An 18172-nucleotide genomic window follows, 5' to 3' on the forward strand; every position below is an offset into this window, starting at 1 on the left:
CCCAGGAGGACCAACATATGCCCGCCAAATCACGACAGTTGAATCTCAACCTTTTCATCTATCCTGGCGGCCATCATGAAGCCGGCTGGCGCTACAAGGATTCCGCCCCAGATAGAGCGCTGGACATCGCCTATTATCAGGAACTGGCAAAAAAGGCCGAGGCGAGCAAGTTCGACGCGCTGTTCTTTGCCGACGGGCCCGCGCTCGCCGACAACATCCGCTACGCGAGCCGCTTCAGGCTGGAGCCGCTGACCTGGATTTCGGCGCTCGCCGCCGTAACGGAAAGAATAGGGTTCATCGCGACCGCCTCGACCACCTACAACGAACCCTACAACCTGGCCAGGCTGTTTGCTTCTGTCGATCATCTGAGCGGTGGGCGCGCCGGTTGGAACATCGTCACGACGGGTGACGAGTCCGCAGCTTTGAATTTCGGCTTTGACCGGCATCCAACCCACGCCGACCGTTATGAGCGCGCCGGCGAGTTCGTTGATGTGGTAACCAAGCTCTGGGACAGCTGGGAGGACGACGCTCTCGTCTCGGACCGGGAGTCCGGCATCTTTGCCGACACCGACAAGATCCATCCGATCAACCACATCGGCAAATATCATCGGGTGAAGGGTCCGCTTACGCTTCCGCGCTCTCCGCAGGGGCGTCCGGTCTATGTCCAGGCGGGTTCATCGGAAGACGGACGGTCGTTCGCAAGCCGCTATGCCGAGGCGATATTCACAGCCCATCAGACACTCGGCAACGCGCAGGAATTTTATGCCGACATCAAGGCGCGGGTGAAGTCGGTTGGCCGCAACCCTGACCACGTCAAGGTCTTGCCCGGCATCAGCCCGTTCATCGGTTCGACCGAGGCGGAAGCCAGGGCTCTTCAAGACGAGTTCAATGAGCTGACGCAGCCGGAATATTCGCTTCACCAGCTACGCCGCATCGTCGACGCCGACCTTTCCGGCTACAATCTGGACGGCCCATTTCCGCGCGAGCTCATCAGTGTCGAGGGCGAGCGCGGTGCGAGCAGCCGCTTCCATGTCGTGCTTGACATCATCGAGCGCGAAAATCCAACCATCCGCCAGTTGCTGCACCGCCTCGCCGGCGCGCGCGGGCATTGGGTCCAGGCAGGGACGCCCGAACAGATCGCCGACAACATCCAGGAATGGTTCGACAATGGTGCGGCGGACGGCTTCAATGTCATGCCGCCCTATCTGCAGGGCGGGTTCGACGTGTTCGCCGAGGAGGTGGTGCCGATCTTGCGCCGGCGCGGACTTTTCCGGCACGACTATGAGGGGGCGACGCTGAGGGACCATTTCGGTCTGCCGCGCCCTGACAACACCTTCAGCCAACCGCAAAAGGCGAGCGCCTGATTATTGTGGGCCATGTGTCACATTTTTCAAGGCCGCTGCACGGTAGAGTGACCAGCAACGCAGTAAGACGGCGCAGATCGTCACGCTCTTAACAAGAGACCAATCTCCAGAGGGACCTCATCAAGATCCGGCCCTCGGCCGGCTGAAAGAGGCCGATGGCAATTGAGCGCTCACAAGGTGGATTGGATGATCCACACCAGATATCTGCACGGATCACCTCCCAGAAATGGGCGGCCGGTCCTGGAATCGAGCCGCCGTCGCGAGCCTTTCGGGGCCGCGGAGGCTTCTTTGTCTGCTGTCCTCAGGGCGAACGTTGCAGCAAATGAGAGTTTGCAGCGAGTGCACCAGTTCGTCGTTCGATCCCAGTTGCACTCAGCAATGCTGGCGATATCGTTCATTTTGCGATTCGTCGCCTGGAGGATCTATGCGTCAGCAGACAAAGCCGTTCGTCGTCGAGAAGAAAACGTCCCGAAAGCTCAAGACCGACAACCAGAAGACATCGATCTGGGGGAAGTTGGATTTGACGCTGAGGCAGGATCTTGCAGCGCAACGAGATGCGCCTGAACAGAGGGCCGCTGCAGAAGACATCACAGGCCGGGACTCGTAGACGGGAAAATCACCTGCGCTGATGGCCCGCCAACATCTCGCCAGTCGAGGCATTGGGGCTCTGCTCCTCCCACACCGATCTATGCCTCTTTGCTGGGCTCCAGTGGCGACGCCTTCGCCGGCCGGTAATCATCTCAACCCGACTATATGACCGATTTCATGCCTGTCTTAATCACGACATCAACGCCGTTCCAGCCCATCCGGGTGTCCCCCCGCAATTTAGGCCTGCCAATCTTCGTCGCGCTAACATTCGGGCAGCACAAGAGTGTAGTCGGCGCGCCCGATTCCACGTCCAGCTTCACAAATCCGTTGCGACGATTTCGTACATGAAGGGGGCGGCTTTGCTTTGCGGCCGTTCCCCGAACAAGGATGAAAAAATGTCCAAGGTCACCGGTAAGTCCGAAATGATCGAAAACGTCGAATTCTCTCCCGCCGACCCGTCCAAGGTTGCCGAGCGAGTCCGTGCTGTCGCGGACCAGAGCATTGAGCAGTCGAAGGAAATATTTTCCAAATTGAGCTCGGACGCTGAAACGGCTCAAACGGCTGTCAAATCGACGTTTGAAATGGCCAGGAGCACCGGCAACGAGCTCCTCGTGAGGACGCTTGCCGCACTGCAGGCCAATGCCGAAGCCGGCTTCACGCACCTCGAAGCGCTGGTTGCCGTGAAGTCGCCGTCTGAGTTCCTCGAACTGCAAGCCGCATTCCTGCGCAAACAGATCGAAAATTCGGCCGAGCACGCAAAGGCAATCCAGGCATTGATGTTGAGAGCTAGCGAGGATGTGTCGAAGCCGATTAAAGATGCCTTTGAAAAGGCCTGGGAAATCCGCAAGGCCGCCTGATTGCTTCAAGCAATCCGGGACGAAAAGTCAATACCTCGTCGACTGTCCCATCAGGCAAGACCGGCCCCGCGCCGGTCTTTTCACATTCGAGCGGACCGCGTTGTCCTTTGCTGCCCGCCTGCGTCGGCTTGACACCATAGCGCTTTGCCGAGACCCGAGACTTCAGCGTCAGTGCTTTGTAAGTTTGTAAGCACCGACCACGTTCTTTATGCGCTGGTGCGGCGGTCAAGGCATCACTGAAAGGAGGCACCGGCAGTTTCAGCCGCAGGCTCACGCCCTACGGAGACGCACCAACGGGAACAAACAGCTTGTCGCCATTATGGTCGACTTCCACCAGCTCCGGCCTTTGGTTCCTGCCCTCCGCAAACCCGCGATGAAAGATGATGGCGTTCATATAGGCGAAGGCCATCGCGAGCGCCGCGGTTCGCAACGGGTAGTCGGCAAGAGAATGCACGAGCAAAAACACTACAGAGAGAAGCGCTGTCTTCTGAAAGGCGTCTCGGCGAATTCTGGTAAACGCGACCAGAAGAAGGAATAGGTAAAACGCCATCAAAATGGCAGCGATCACTCCGCCCTCGAAGGTAAGTTCAAGATACTCATTATGCGCATGGTTTACATACGCCCTGAAGATCATCCCCTCTTTTTCGTATATCTGGTAGGCCTTCTGAAAATTCCCGAATCCGACTCCGGTAACCCAATTGTCTTTTATTCCATCTATGGTCGTGCGGGCAAACTCGGCGCGTCCGAAGGTCGGATCGAGATCTTTTGCCTCGATCGTGGTCCATGCTCCCATCGCGTAGACGGAAAGCCCAACAAAAAGCACAAATACGCTAACGCCACTTCTTCTCGAGCGAGCCGAGAGAAATATGATGGACACAACGGTAGTGGCCAGGCCGATAAGAACGCCGGCGCGGGACCCAGCCGCCAAAAGCAGCAGCAGAAGCGCGATCAAGCCGATCGCGCCGGACAGGAGATGACCGCGGAACAGGCCATAATAGACCACGAAGGGTATAGAGACGAAAAGCAAAGCCGAAAAATGGTTTCGATTGGCGAAAAGTCCCGCATTGATCGTGAATGGCAACAATCCATCGATCGCGATGTTATCTGACAACGAGTATTGAATCACTCCGGCCAATCCGTTGCAGATTACACCCATGAAAAAGAAGGGAAGCAGGCCGTAGACCTGATCGGGGCGCAATCGCATGACACCCAGGAAAAAGGCTGCCGATGCTGCCACGTACAACAGACACTCGATCGTTCGCCCTACCCCGACGCTGATGAACCGAGTTTGATCAACCAGCCAGGGAGCGCCAAGCAGCAGTTCCGGCCGCAGATCGGCAAAAAGGCTAGCAGGCAGCGGAACGAGTTGAAGCACAACCAGCGCCACCGCCATGATAAGCAGCCAGAGCACCGATCCGGGGATTGTTTGGGTTGACGTTCGAGACAAGGCAACCGCCGCCGAGACAATTGCTGCTATCTCGATCAGCGTGTCGGTATACAGGCCGATCGCCGTACCGCCGCCTATCAGCAGGGCGGTGAACAAGACCGAGCCGAGGAGATATTTGTCCCATTCCGACGGCCGCGCACTCAAGGCGAATTTCTCTCAATGTTCAATTTGTGCATGACCAATGTACCCATATAGCGAAACCGCCAACTCTCAGCTATTGCGGCAGTTTCCAACCGCAACAGCTGCATGGGACATTCGTTCGGTCCAACGGAAAATTCCTGGCTGAGACTCTGCCGATTGAAGGTGCCCTCAGGAATGTGAAACCGCACTATTTCGCCCGTCCGATCCACACACCTGATGGTCCAGAAGAGTTCTTTGGGCAGCTTCAGGTTGCGTCCGGATGCGACCAACGAAATCCTGTAGGAACCGGGCGGCAGCTCGACATATTGCTGGAGAGCAGTGTTCTTGACCGGCGTGTTCAAAAACCGAACCGTTGCCCCTCCCTCGCCTTCAACTGCATCCTGGGATGTCGCGAACGTCACTTCTAGGCCTGACTGATCGCGAACCTGCCAATCGAAGGGCTTCCCGTTGTACCCGGGTTCAAAGGTGCCGTTAAAAACATACCCACCCAGCTTTCGTTCGTCATCGGACAGACTGAAGAGAAACAGCCGATAAGCCTGTTCGTATTCCTTCTGCGTGATATACCCGGTAATCACGGAGGACAGTTCGCCCGATTTCGGTGGCGCGCCGGTTCCAGCCAGGTCAAGCAGCAGCTGATTTGCAAAATCGAGCCCAGGGCGTGTTTTTCCAAGAGCGGAAAACAGATTGGCCCGCCACGGTGCCCCCGCCGCAATTGCTGCCAGCACGGCGTGATAGCCGTCAGGGTTCGAAAGGATTGCAGGAAGGCCTTCGGCGACGACAGGAAACTGATCCGGCCATCGTCGCAATAGTATATCGAGCTCGCCTACAGCCTTGGCCAGATCACCGATCTCGATTGAATGGCCAATCGATCTCTGGAGCGCGTGGATCTCCGTTTTCGACAGCCTTCGTGCCCGATCAAAGAGCGCATACGCGTCATCTTTCTTGCCTTGTCGGTATTCTATCTCGCCGATCAAGCTATAGAGGCGCGCATCTCCAACATTGAAGCGAAGTGCGTCATTTGCCCTGGCGGCCCACGCGTCAAGATCCGGAGAGGCGGCTGTATCGTTCAGGTCTCCGGAAATTTCACCTATCAAAGCGTCGACATTTAACGGATCCAGCGCCACTGACACGCCCGGCATGTCTGTCTCAAGGAGTCGACTTAGCCCGATCGACGATGCCGCCAACACCAGAACGGATGCGACGAACCAAATGCCTGAACGTCGAAGATTTTGCGCGAGCGGGCTGGTCTGCGCCGTCATCAACTTTACCTTCAAGTTTTGGGGTACTCGTGCCATAGTTATAATATTGGTAATTCATGTACTTATAGGCATAGTTGTAGTCGAACTTGTTGACCGCAAACTTCGACATCGCGGCCCCTACCACATTGGCACCGGCAGCACGCAACCGCTTCAAGGCTGCCTTTGCCGACTTGCGCGTGACCTGCTTCGTCGAAATGACCATCAACGTACCCTCAGCCAATCGGCTGAGGATGGGGGCGTCAGAAAGGCCAACGATCGGTGGAGCGTCGATTATCACCAGGTCGTAGCGTTTGCTGAGATTGGTCACGATCACCGCCATTCTTGGCGATGATAGAAGATCAGCCGGATTGGGTGGAATGGTTCCAGATGTCAGAACCGTCACATTGGGATATTTAGTCGACCGGAAGATGCTACCAAGGTCTTCTTTGCGGACGGTGTTCGTCAGCAGGTTGCTCAATCCAATCGTATTGTCGAGACCGAACAATCGGTGAAGGTTTGGTTTTCGAAGGTCACCGTCGACAAGCAACACTCTTGCCCCAAGCGCTGCGAAATCCTGTCCAAGCTTGAACGCCGTCGTCGACTTGCCCTCCGCCGGCTCTGAACTGGTGACCAGAAGCGAGCGCGGCGCACCTTCCGCACCGGAGAACTGCAAAGACGTTCGAAGCGACCGATAGGCTTCGGATAGGCCTGACTTCTGGTCTGCAATGCTGGCGATAAGCTCGCGATCGTCGACATGGGGCAAGATCCCGAGCATCGCCAGTCCGAGCTCCTTTTCGACCTGCTCAGGGTTGGTAAACGTGTTGTTCAGGAGCTCGATAACATAAATGACCGAGCCACTGATGGCCATGAAGAGAGCCAATGCAATTGCTAGATTGATGCTCAGGCGTGGGGAATAGGGTGCCGTTGGCTGCGTCGCGAGGTCCACGATCGCAGCGCTTTGGGTCTTGAGCTCGGAACTCACGCCAACTTCGTTTAACTTGGCGATTAGACTGTCATACTGGGACCGGTTTGAGTCGACCTCACGCTTCAGGATCGTATATCTAATGTTCTTGTCATTGAAGGCTACCTGCTGCCGCTCCATGTCAGCAAGCTTCTCTTTAAGGTCGGCCTCCTTGTCCTGAGCCTGCTGGTATTTTAGCCGAAGCGAATCAGTAATCGCAAGTACACCATTGTTATACACGCGCTGCAGTTCCTTGATCTGGGACTGCAATTGCTGCATTTCCGGGAAACCGGGTTTTAGTATGCCCAGCTTCTGCTGATACTGGCTGTTGAGATCGGCCAGCTTATCACTAAGTACCTGCAGGCCCTTGCTTTCTAGCACCGGGCCAAGGCTACCACCCCGTCCCTTGTCGATCTGATCGACAACCGATCCGGCATCGGACCGCTCCTGGGTCGCCGTTTGGAGCGCTGCGTTGAGGGCCTCAATGTTCGACCCGATAAGCGACTTGTCGTCGCTGGTGATCGTAATGCCAGTATCCCTTGCGTAGGCGACGAGCTCTTCCTCGGATTTCTGGAGCTTCTGCTTGACCTGCGAAACCTGCTCCTGGATGAATTGCCGCGCCAGGTCAGACGTTTCGCTGGTCTGGTCCACCCGCTGATCGATATAGCTCTGTGCAACCTGGTTGGCCACATCGCTGGCGTATTTCGGCTTCTGGTCCAGAAAGGTGATCGACAGCAGACTTGTGTTCGTTACTAGATTGACCGTGAGGTTGTCTAAAACGCGTTTGATCGCAATGGCTTCACGTTGTTCCGGAGTTTTCTCTTCAATTGAGGGAGCTTTCGTAATTCTGAAGGCCCGATAGAAAATATTACTGATCGAGAAATCCGGCGTCGGAAACAGGAAGTCTGGCTTTTCGCTCAGGCCCAGTTGGAAGACAACGCGTTGTGCCAATGCCCGGCTCTTCAACTTTTCACGAGCGGTCTGAAAGGCTCGGATATCGCTGCTTTCGGAAACCACTTCGATGTCTTGGAAGACCTTGGCCGATGGGACTAAGACTTCCAGCTGCGTTGTTGCCTGGTATTTGGGCGTCTGCATCATGGTCACGACGACGCCGGCAACAAGCCCGGCCGCCATCATTATGGCGATCAGCCATCGATACTGGACAACGTAGAACAGCAGCTTGAGCGGGTTAAATCCCTGATCCTGTTCGGCAAAATCGCGACCGTACGGGCCATGATTTTGGCTGCCATCATAGTAGAGATCCGAAGACAAGGCTTGGCCATGTCCGGGAGCTGTTATTTGATGTTGCCTGCTACGATCGAGCATAGTCCGGGCGATCCTGGTTCATAGGCGTTGACATGCGACCCGCACTACGGCGCAAGCACGCCAATTCTCACTGCAGTTGACGCAACTCCGAGTGCGTCCTTCAGATTGTTCAAAGCGATTTTCGATTTTGATGGAAACACGACCACCTTATCGCCGCCGTAGATGCGTGGATTGCGGCTTTTGCCAGCGCGTATGCTCTCGACGTTGTAGTTCGCGACCAGCGTGTTTTGACCGATATTGCGGTAAACAAAGACCTTTCCCGCATCACCAATAGTATTGAACCCACCTGCAAGTGCGACTGCGTCGATCAATGAAGCGTTGCTCGATACGGGATAGATCCCAGCCTTGTTGACTTCGCCATCAACGGTTATGCGTTGTCCAATCGATTCCTTGATGAAGATTGTGACGTCCGGAGATTGGAGATAGTTCGCGCTGTAGGCGGCTTCGATTTCCTTCTCCAACTGACGGACAGTTTTTCCTGCTGCCGTGACGGTTCCAATGAGGGGAAGCGAAATTTGCCCGCTGGCGTCGACCTGAACCGTCCTATTGAGATTGTCGACTTGGAACACGTCGACCTCGAGCACGTCATTCGGCGACAACGGCTGCTCACTGCCGTTCTGGCTATTTTGAGGAGCGGGAAGATCCTTCACAATCTGCAGAGCGCCACCGTCCGATAAGGGAACCGACGATGACGATGATGATGTGAGCTGCAGCGCATCGATCGACGCCGGCGCCGTCGGCGAGGTGCTCGTGCAGGCCGAGACGCCGAGGGAACCGAGCATCACGACCATCGTGATCGCGGCGCAGTTCATCAAATCGCGCTTCATGAGGATACGGCCTTTAGCAAACGGCCAAGCCCGCCGAAGCGGCCGACCTTGTCGGGGCTTGGCTTGTTTGCAAACGTTTTTCCAACGGGCTCTAGTGGCCGGTTCGCCAAAATGTCGCTCGGCCGCCTCAGTACCATATTGTAGGCCTCGTCTTCCCCACACCGCTTCGCGACAGCGTCATACGCTTGGGAAAGGCCAGGCCGCCGGCGACTAGCACCATGAGTGTCGGATGCGATGATATCCACCCGGCCTTCGTCTATCAGCTTTTCCGAGTAGTAGAGCGCGGCACGCCCGAAGGCGCCAACAATCGAGTCTGCAGTAAGCTGTATGAGGCAGCCGAGCCTATTCAGCCTTTCGACAACGTCGTAGTTCGCTTTGACCCAGGTCAAACGCTCCGGATGGGTGAGGATCGGCACGAACCCGGCCTTTATGAAGCGCAAGGCAAGTTCCTCCAACCGCGGCGGCAACACATGGTGAGGCGGCTCGAACAGAAAATAGCGTGAGCTGTTTAAGGTCGGCACCTTGCCGTTCGTCAGCTGATCTGGAAGATCGGGGGCTATATGGATGTCGGCACCAACATAGAGGGCAAGCGGGATCTCGGCGTGCCGCAACGCCTGCTCCAACGAACGGACCGCTTCGACGATATTCTCCGTCCCGTTTTCATACATACCGGGTACAATGTGGGGCGTACACGCCATATGGGTCGTCCCGTCGGCTACCGCCAACCTCGCCATTTCCAGCGATTCAGCAATATTAGGCGAACCGTCGTCGAGACCAGGCAAGATATGGGAATGCAGGTCGATCATAAGCGTTTCTGGCCACGTGAGGGCAAAACAGCGACTTCGCCGAAGAGGAAGACGAACGTGTCACCCGCTTCATTGCGGTTGACAACCGTGGCGGGCCGGCCGCCAGATCCAGCTACGTGCCGACAGAATTGTCATCTTCGTGAAGGCTGAGGATGAGCGCTGCCATCGGCGCAAAAGCCCAGGCAGCAACAAGCCGATAGTGCACGCCCATCTTCGCCCAATCTAATCGCCTACCACCTGGAACCCGAACGAACACGCCTAGTGGCTGACGCCGTTATTATTATCCTGCGTTGCCGCAAGAACTCCGGCAGTCAGAAGCGCGCCTGCGAAAAACTGCGCAGGCAACCCAAATGCAGACTTGCGTGACGGGTCAATGGCACCCGTCTGCTCGGGGCTTACCGCGGAAGCAGCGTGTTCGGGATTCACGATCTTGAGACAGATGTTGTTTTTGACGCGCGAAATGTCGAGACTTGAATTCGCCGGCACGCTGAGCCTGCAATCGCCAACCTGAACGGACGCCGAGCCCTTAGCGCCAACTACCAAGTGACTGCCGAAATCCAACGCGCTCCCCGCCTTGGCAGGCCCATAGCCAGCCGTCTGCGAAACTATAACGTTGCCACTTACACTCCGGATCGATCCGATTGGACTCGCTGGCCCCTGATAAGCCGTCGCACAACTGCACGACGCGTCCTGGGCGAAAACTGGGGCTGAGCCAAACCCGACCAATGTGACCAAACCGGCCAACGCACTTTTCATAATAATGTTCATCTGCTTCGATCCTTTGTTTGCGCCGTACAGACGCGCCCAAGTCAATGCTTGCGATAAGCGACTAACAGCTTTTTAGCCCGATTCCAACCTATTTCGCACGTGCGAGATAAGCTTCTGATTTAATACGTGTCTGTTTGAGCACAGTATATTAGCTACATCGAATGAGCCAACTTGGCATTTAAATATATCAATAGACGGTGAAACAACGACATAGAAGACGGCGTTACTGTCCTGCTGAGATTTGTCTTAGGCATAAGAAAATATCTATGTTGCAGTCTGTTGCGCATGTGCGGAACGCGCCAAATTATTGCCAAATAATTGCATATCAGACTACTGTTGGTCAATCTAAATTATATCTTAGTTTCGCGAGTGACCACTAGTCTTTGCTTTAAATCTTCACGAAATCCTCCTACGTCTAGCTAATTCGGCTAGTTCGTTTCGTTTGCGATGTACACATTGCCTATTTAGACCGAGATCAACGTGTGCCGCGACTTGATCAATTGCACTCTTCCCATGGCTCGCGGCTACAACCGATCGAAAATATACAAACTACCTTTCAAAATCCGAAAGGAGAAGTTAGAACGCACCTTCGCGAGCCAGATCAGAAGACAATCCCCGACGCCTCTCTGATACCTCATCGAGAACCTGAACCATTCAGCGCAGCGCTTCTGTAACTGAGGTGCGGCTGCACTTCCACTCGAAGCGGAGCACAGCTTCCGCATGCAATCCATATCCAGACTATCATTCCAACGCCGCCCGGAGAGAACAAGGTCGCTTCTCCTGCATTGGTAGCCAGCGCAGCGAAGGTGATCGCAACAGCCTGCTCTGACCTCCAAATAAGAGGTCGATAAACGACGACGACCACAAGGAGGGCGAACCCGAGAAAGCCCACAACGCCGAGTTCTTCCAATACAGACAGCACGATCACGCCCTTCTCGACGGGATTTGCAATAGGGATGCCCATGAACCGCGTTACGTCCAAGTCCCATGGCGAAGACGGAAGGCCAAATCCGATGCCAAAAATGGGATGGGCGTAGAAATTCGGCATCGATTTGTCGATCACGAGTCCACGCGATTCCATAAGTGCGCCTGAAAAGGTATCGGCATTGTTGAGCTTGAAGGCGAGGCTCTGGATCGCCGGCATGACAGCATCGTAGGCATAGCCCATTACGAAAGCGCCGCCACCGATCAAAAAGAAGGCAGCTATGATCGATCTGAATGCGTGACCTTCACTCGATATGCGCCCAACTATAGCCGCGAAGGGCAGTGCTATCAGAACCGCTAACATGCCGGTGCGTGCTTCCGTGGCAACCAGAGAAACGAGGCATAGGGTAGTGACGACACACCAAAGCAGACCGCGAGACCGGCTCGTGTACACCCGAACGATCATCCATGCCGTGAATGGCCCCAGAAAAACGCCGTACGCTTGTGGCTGGTTTAATAGCCCCTGGAAGCCATGATTGTTTGCAAAGAATCCCACAGCGGTGAATAGCAAAGGAAAACTAGCAAGCACGAAGACTGAGCCAAAGGTAAGCATCCATCGGATTAGCCGCTCTTGGTCCTCTTCTTTGGCGAGCTGCACGTTCAATACCGCTGCCGTGAGGCCGATGAGGAATATTATCAACTTAGATAGTGACACATCCTTGGCGTAGCTCGAGATTAGGGTTTCCATTGCGATTATCGCGACAAAGGCGACACCAGCCTTCAGAACAGGGGGCCAAAGCCAAGGTTGCGGCCGCTTTGAAAACAACGCGGTTCCAAATGCTGCAAAAAGCACGAGCCAACGCAGCAGCGCTACGGAATCCGGTGCGGGAAAGAGGGCTGGATTTGCCAAACTTACGACCGCGGAGAGGCAAAGCGCCTCTACCGCTCTCATTGGGCCACCCAGTGCCCAGGCTGCCATCAAAACGTAAGCGCCGATGCAGCCTGCATTTCCGATGGCAGGGAGAGCGATGATGACGAGTGCGCGCAGTGCGGCCATAGAATCGAACTGTCGAACGTCTTTCATACGCTTCATCACAAAATCTTGGGTTCCGTCTTCTGCTGGAGACAATTGTGGAGGGATTTGGTAGTTGCCTAGTGCCGACGGAGAGGGAGAGGCACATGGATCGACGGCAATTTCTAGGTGCCGCTCCTCTTTTTGCAGCGGCTCCGGCCGTAGCGAAGAGTCGGCACGATGTTCTCTCATTCAACGCAGCTGGGGATGGCGTAAAAGATGACACCGCGTCCATCCAGCGCACGGTTGACGAGGTGAAGCTGGTTGGCGGAGGCGTCGTCAGAATCCCCGAAGGCACGTATAAGATCAGTGCGCCGATCCGGGTTTATGGGAACTTTCAGTTCCGCAGCATCAAGATATCGGGGGAAAATGCAGAGATCGTCTCGACCCATGCAGGCCCGGCGTTCGAATTCGATCCTTCAAGTCCGACACCCGCACCACAGGTCAAGCAACGGAGCGAAATGGACGGTTTATCCTTCTCGGGGCCGGGCCGTGATATTGCTGGCTCCAGCGGTATTTCCATTATCAATGGAGCAACTGTACGGGTTCGCAATTGCAAGGTCAGGGGTTACGAGAAAGGCATATCCGGTGTCGGCGCCTTGATTCTGCGCTTCCTTGAAGTGGAGCTCTACGGCAATGCTTACGGCTATCACTTCACCAGCACCAAAACGTTCGGTGCCAATGATATCCATTTCACCTCATGTTTTATCTTTGAAAACACTAAAGCAGGGTTCGCGGAAAACTTCCCGAATAGCGTAATGACTTTCAACCAGTGCGAGATCGAAGGCAACAACTTCGATGGAAATGGCGATGATGGCGTCGTTACCATGGAGTTCTCCAATGCAGGCAAGGTAACCCTGGTCGGATGTCATGTGGAAGAAAATCACGGAAGGGCGAATATAGTTTTTGCTGGAGGCAACCGGTCATCGTCCTTAAATATCATTGGCAGCGAAATTCTTCCTGGTAGGAGAATATCTACGGTGGTTGAGATGGCGACGAACTTTGGTCCATTCGGCCATCTGCACGTCATAGGATCTCGCATCACAAGCGGACGCGGAAATCAGATTGATCTTGGTCTTGGGATTTCAGCTTGCATAATTGGCGAGACCGAAGGGGGAATATCTGGCGATCTAAGCAAGCTGGTCGTGATTAAGGATGGCAAGGTCGCCACTGGCGGCATAGAGCCATAGATGGACGGTAAGTTCCCTGGCGCACCTCCAAAAGGAGATCAACAATCAACAAGCTCGATAAGTCGCCTCAATCTGACTAGGCTGGCCACATAGCAAGCCCCTTTGAGTGAGAACAGCCGCCAAGTCCCCCCCGTCTGGCGTAAGACACTGCACAACCATTGCATCGCCCAACCTGGCTCCGGTCTTCCCGTCACAGGGAGTGCCTGAGCCGACCGGTTTGCAGTTCAAAACCATTCCCTGAAAATCACGCCGCGCCACTTCTGTTACCAATTCACGCAAAGCCTGCGGTTTTGTCGACGCCGCGCCACATAGGACAATTTTGCGCCCCCCCACCCGCAGATCGTCTATCGAAGGAATGTTGAGGTGTCCGGTGAACGGCGAAAGCGTGGCGTGGGGCTGTGGGCGTGGGTTACCTCTCTGGGAGAGTATGACAGCCATGAAGCCAACGGCAAACACAAGCCCGATAACGGGAATAGCGACCAGTTTATTCATCGTGCTGAGCGGAGTCCTCGATTCAGATTCCTGACGGGCCACTGCTGCCAACTGCGCGTGGCATTCAGGCCAAGACCCACCCCTATGGCACACCCCATCGAGGTGATCACGCCGGCGGGATGGCGTGCGCTGTCGATCCCTGAAGCAGGAAAGCAGCGACTGGAAGTGGCTAGGCGCCGTACCGACGCTCCAAGGCGGTGGCAATTCGCTCGCAAAGCAACTCTGAGGTCACAACTGTGAGATGGAGACGGAGGCGAACGCCGTATGGATCAACCAGAGTGGTGACAATACCCCGATCAGAGTACTCGGCGAGGTCGAGAACATCGGCGATGATAAAATCCCCCATTTCGCGCAGGCTCTTGGGATGCTCGTGAGCCGGATTTTCCCCCCAGACCGGCGGCTTTCCGGGCAGGCCCAACCTTATCCGCTGGGATTCGGCGTAGCCCTCGGCAGCGTCCTGAGCGTTGAACGAACACCGGCTTACTCTGCCGTTTTCAACGACCCTGACCACCCACCGACCGTTGACGTGTTTCAATTGCACGTCGTTTGGTTCTCCGGCAACCATGTCGGCAATCCGTTTCATTAATGACAAGAACAATAAATGGCGCGCCGCTGCATCGTGCCGTTGCCAATTCGATCTGGGATCTGGGTCACCATGATCCACGTCCTGTTCTGCATGTTCGCCGGCGAGCGCAGAGCGCTAGGCGGTCGGCCGTCGCGGGTGAGTGGCAGCTCTCCGACCGGGGGCGAGCCTCATCCGGGCGAAGACCTCAGCGCTATGATCAAGGCACGGAAAGTGCGTCAGCGATCTGGGTGGCCGCCTGCTCGGTGGAAAACCGTTGATCGAACAATCGCCTGCATCGTCCGGGCAACTCGGCATCCGTTTCTACCTGCACCAGCAACCTTTCAGCTTTCGCGACCAGTTCATCCAGCTGATCGCTCTGGCACTCTTCGCCAACCCGCTCGCTTCGGATCAACTCGGCCAGGTCGTTGCCTGGGTTCAAGCGCACGAGTGCAGGGAGGCCACTTTGCATATAAGTCAGGAACTTGCCTGGTATGTTGTGAGACCTATGGCGGAGATCCAACGAGACGATTCCTATCCGGCACTGTGCGTAAAGGTCCGGGATTTCGTCGGGATCGATCTCGTCGAAAAAGACCACGTTGGTGAGGCCGAGAGCTTGCGCTTTTTCTCTAAGTCTTCGGGCCTCGCTGCCTCGACCGACCAGCAGGAAACCCACGTCGGTCCGGGAGGCCATTCTCTGCGCCAAGTCCAATACAATGCCGACGCTTTGAGCCACACCCATGTTGCCTGCGTACACGAACAGCTTGCGCCCGGCCAACGGCGTCTCGCTGACACGGATCGAACAACGCACGTTTGAAGGCTTGTCCAGCCAGTTCTGCAACACCTCAAGGACACGCCCCGACCTCCGCCGCCACCGATTGAAGTAAGCCAGGTTGCCCGGCGTCTGGACCCCGATCACATCAGCAATCGAATATTGGTAACGCGCGATGGCATCAAAGAAACGGTACGGCAAACCGCGGCCCATCAGACCCATATCAACGGCCCATTCGGGAAAGATATCACGAATGATAAGATACCCCTTGCAGCCGCTTTCGCGCTTTAGCGCGCTGACCATGGGGCCATGGAAGATTGAGGGAGCATACCAAACGATCCCGTCCCATCGCTGTCCTGCCAGCGGGCTTTTGCGCAGATTGCGCAACATGGCAAAAGGCATAACGAACTCGTTCCAGGTCCGCCTCACATAACCAATTTCCTTGGTAGGCGGCGCTCGCAGGCGCAGCACGGTTACTCCGTCAAAGTCTTCGATAGCCCAGGGGCGGTCCAATTCGGCCGCTGGCAGCATCACTGTCAGCTGATGCCCTTGTCGCGCGAATTCCCGCGAGAGGTCTCTCAGTTGCACTGCCCCCGACGTGCGCAGCGGCGGAAAAGTGTCCGCTATCAAAGCGATCCGCATCTGCCGCCGCTCAGTGCTTCTTCCATACGACGCGGTTCACATAATCGGTATAGCTATGGATTATGCGAACCACCTTTTCGCTGACATTGGGTACGTCGTAGTCGGCAACCAAACGAAGCCCGCGCTCTGCCCCTCGGGGCTGGCTTTCCAGGATCGCAAGGCCCTGGCAGACCCGGTCCACGTCCAAGCCCACCATCATCACCGCTCCCTCCTCCATTCCTTCGGGACGCTCATGGGTTTCGCGCAAGGTGAGCGCCGGAAAGTTCAAGATGGAGGACTCCTCCGTGATCGTACCGCTGTCGGATAGAACCGCTTTCGCATTCATCTGCAGGTGCACATAGTCCAAGAAGCCGAAAGGCTTCATGAACTGGATCCTGGGGTTCATTTCGATGTTCAGGGAGTCCAGCCGCGACCGGGTGCGGGGGTGCGTCGAAACAATTACCGGAATGTCATGATCCTGCGCCAATCGATTGGCTATCCCAGCTATCTTCGTCATTATGTCCGGATCGTCGACGTTTTCTTCGCGATGAGCACTCATAACGAAGTACTTCCCTTGCTCGAGAGAAAGTCGACTCAAAACATCCGACCTGTTGATTTCATTCATATAGTAGGCGAGCACCTCACGCATCGGGCTGCCCGTTACGATGATCTGTTCGGGCGCAATCCCTTCTCGCAGCAGATAGCTTCGCGCAATCTGGCTGTAAGGCAGATGAATGTCGGCGACATGATCAACTATGCGGCGGTTGATCTCCTCCGGAACCCGCGAATCGAAACAACGATTGCCGGCCTCCATGTGGAAAATAGGTATTTTCAACCGTTTCGCGGCTATTGCCGCGAGGCAGCTGTTGGTATCCCCAAGTAGCAAAACCGCCTCAGGGCGTCGTTCGCGAAGCACCTGATCCGTTGCCGCGATCACACGTCCAATCGTTTTGGCGGCCGTGCTTTCTGACGCTTCAAGAAACACATCCGGCGGACGAATCTTAAGCTGCTCGAAAAAGATTTGGTTCAATTCATAGTCATAGTTCTGGCCCGTATGCACGAGGCATTGGTCACACGATCGATCCAATCGGTCGATTACCCGCGACAATCGGATGATCTCCGGACGCGTCCCGACGATCGTCATAACCCTCAGACTATTCACCATCCGCTCCACATTCTTGCCCCGCAAAGCGGAACCGCACGCTAATCAGGCTGCAAGCCACTCAGTTAGCAATTTCCAGATGAAAGCGCGCATCTGCTAACTACGAGCTAGCGCCCCCTTCAGAGCGCTAAGCTTGTTATATTCCAGATAGCTATCATACATTTTCAAGATAAGTATCGACCACGCATCCGGTATAAATCCCGTTGCTCCCCTGAATAAGTCCGAATTCAAGGATCGATCGACAGTGACCGCCGTGTCGGGGATGATATCTATCTTTTTTCCGTAGATCCTCGAGATCAAGGACAGAAGATCGAATTTGGAAATGGGATCCGCTGAGACATGAAACAGACCCCTCAACTCGGCATTTGGCACGACAAGCTCTTTAATCACCCGCGCCAATTCGACCGCTGGCAAACCTGAGAAAATAGCGTTCTTGTAGCCTTTCACCTGGTCAGTCTGGCTCAAAAACCAGTCAACCAGGCTTTTCGAACTCTCCAATTCGTGACCGATGATTGACGTGCGGAGTGTCACTGCATTCGGGTAATCCACCTCCCCTAGAAACTTCGTCCTTCCGTACAGATCGTTTGCATCGGCAAAATCGGTTTCCAGGTAGTTGCCCTTCGTGCCCGAAAAAACACAATCCGTGCTCACATGCACTAAGCGGGCTCCGGTCATGCGGCAAAGTTGCGCCAGGCGGTGGGGGAGAGAAGCGTTGATTGACAGTGCCGTGAGATGGTTTCGGGAGGCGTCAAGCTGTTTAATGATGCCCACACAGTTTACTACGACATCCGGTTTGGTGTCGGCAAATAGGGCCACCAGATCTCCGTCGTTCCGAATGTCGAGATTGGGTATTAGGATCCAATGCTCATCGGGCAGAAAATAGCGTGCTTTGGCCGATGATCGGAGCGTACCAATCGTTACAAATCGATTGTCGGCGGCGAAAATGCGGAAGACCGCATTTCCCAACATGCCGCCAGCGCCCAGGACGAGGATTCTGTTTGTCTTCACGTTGCGCATCGTCTTTCTGGTGAGCGCTGAGCAATAGCGCTAAATG

Annotated in this window: 15 protein-coding genes; 4 read left to right on the forward strand and 11 right to left on the reverse strand. The window is 55.4% G+C overall.

All coding sequences use genetic code 11. The annotated features are described in order from the left end of the window. Positions 1 to 17: 17 nt before the first annotated feature. The 3 genes from EJ067_RS34175 to EJ067_RS34185 all read left to right on the forward strand — a co-directional run bounded on the left by EJ067_RS34175 (position 18) and on the right by EJ067_RS34185 (position 2809). Positions 18 to 1364 (forward strand): LLM class flavin-dependent oxidoreductase, encoded by a 1347-nt coding sequence (locus EJ067_RS34175; protein WP_126089419.1) that lies wholly within the window; start codon positions 18 to 20, stop codon positions 1362 to 1364. Between the two features lie 424 nt (positions 1365 to 1788). Further along, a complete protein-coding gene (locus tag EJ067_RS34180; protein WP_126089420.1) occupies positions 1789 to 1971 on the forward strand; it encodes a hypothetical protein in 183 nt (60 codons plus the stop codon). Positions 1972 to 2347: 376 nt separating this feature from the next. Next, the gene (locus EJ067_RS34185) at positions 2348 to 2809 is read left to right on the forward strand and encodes a phasin (RefSeq protein WP_126089421.1); all 462 of its coding nucleotides are present in this window, start codon (positions 2348 to 2350) and stop codon (positions 2807 to 2809) included. Positions 2810 to 3086: 277 nt separating this feature from the next. Here EJ067_RS34185 and EJ067_RS34190 read toward each other — a convergent pair whose 3' ends face one another. From EJ067_RS34190 to EJ067_RS34220, 7 genes are all read right to left on the reverse strand, one after another. Next, entirely contained in the window at positions 3087 to 4400 is a 1314-nt protein-coding gene (locus EJ067_RS34190) for an O-antigen ligase family protein (RefSeq protein WP_126089422.1), read from the reverse strand. After that, positions 4397 to 5656: a hypothetical protein gene (locus tag EJ067_RS34195; protein ID WP_126089423.1), complete on the reverse strand. Its 1260-nt coding sequence runs from the start codon at positions 5654 to 5656 to the stop codon at positions 4397 to 4399. Before EJ067_RS34195 ends, EJ067_RS34190 begins: the two co-directional genes overlap by 4 nt. Continuing rightward, complete coding sequence (locus tag EJ067_RS34200) at positions 5544 to 7922, reverse strand: polysaccharide biosynthesis tyrosine autokinase (protein ID WP_126089424.1); 2379 nt, start codon at positions 7920 to 7922, stop codon at positions 5544 to 5546. Before EJ067_RS34200 ends, EJ067_RS34195 begins: the two co-directional genes overlap by 113 nt. Before the next feature lie 44 nt (positions 7923 to 7966). After that, entirely contained in the window at positions 7967 to 8749 is a 783-nt protein-coding gene (locus tag EJ067_RS34205) for a polysaccharide biosynthesis/export family protein (RefSeq protein ID WP_126089425.1), read from the reverse strand. Then, the gene (locus EJ067_RS34210) at positions 8746 to 9555 is read right to left on the reverse strand and encodes a CpsB/CapC family capsule biosynthesis tyrosine phosphatase (protein ID WP_126089426.1); all 810 of its coding nucleotides are present in this window, start codon (positions 9553 to 9555) and stop codon (positions 8746 to 8748) included. Before EJ067_RS34210 ends, EJ067_RS34205 begins: the two co-directional genes overlap by 4 nt. Positions 9556 to 9813: 258 nt before the next feature. Next, the gene (locus EJ067_RS35605; protein WP_245468117.1) at positions 9814 to 10116 is read right to left on the reverse strand and encodes a hypothetical protein; all 303 of its coding nucleotides are present in this window, start codon (positions 10114 to 10116) and stop codon (positions 9814 to 9816) included. Positions 10117 to 10957: 841 nt separating this feature from the next. Then, positions 10958 to 12340, reverse strand: a complete 1383-nt coding sequence (locus EJ067_RS34220; RefSeq protein ID WP_189510269.1) for an O-antigen ligase family protein — start codon at positions 12338 to 12340, stop codon at positions 10958 to 10960. A gap of 86 nt (positions 12341 to 12426) precedes the next feature. On the opposite strand from EJ067_RS34220, the gene EJ067_RS34225 reads away from it, so the two are divergent. Beyond that, positions 12427 to 13509 (forward strand): right-handed parallel beta-helix repeat-containing protein, encoded by a 1083-nt coding sequence (locus tag EJ067_RS34225; protein WP_126089429.1) that lies wholly within the window; start codon positions 12427 to 12429, stop codon positions 13507 to 13509. Between the two features lie 661 nt (positions 13510 to 14170). Here the strand turns inward: EJ067_RS34225 and EJ067_RS34230 are convergent. From EJ067_RS34230 to EJ067_RS34245, 4 genes are all read right to left on the reverse strand, one after another. After that, positions 14171 to 14665, reverse strand: coding sequence for a hypothetical protein (locus tag EJ067_RS34230; RefSeq protein ID WP_126089430.1), 495 nt, complete (start codon positions 14663 to 14665; stop codon positions 14171 to 14173). A gap of 118 nt (positions 14666 to 14783) precedes the next feature. Beyond that, positions 14784 to 15977: a glycosyltransferase family 4 protein gene (locus EJ067_RS34235; RefSeq protein WP_126089431.1), complete on the reverse strand. Its 1194-nt coding sequence runs from the start codon at positions 15975 to 15977 to the stop codon at positions 14784 to 14786. 10 nt (positions 15978 to 15987) lie between these two features. Further along, a complete protein-coding gene (gene wecB / locus EJ067_RS34240; protein WP_281058949.1) occupies positions 15988 to 17121 on the reverse strand; it encodes a UDP-N-acetylglucosamine 2-epimerase (non-hydrolyzing) in 1134 nt (377 codons plus the stop codon). 93 nt (positions 17122 to 17214) lie between these two features. Continuing rightward, complete coding sequence (locus EJ067_RS34245) at positions 17215 to 18135, reverse strand: SDR family oxidoreductase (RefSeq protein WP_126089432.1); 921 nt, start codon at positions 18133 to 18135, stop codon at positions 17215 to 17217. Between the last annotated feature and the right edge of the window lie 37 nt (positions 18136 to 18172).

Origin of the sequence: Mesorhizobium sp. M1D.F.Ca.ET.043.01.1.1, from assembly GCF_003952385.1 — a bacterium.
Lineage (GTDB): Bacteria > Pseudomonadota > Alphaproteobacteria > Rhizobiales > Rhizobiaceae > Mesorhizobium.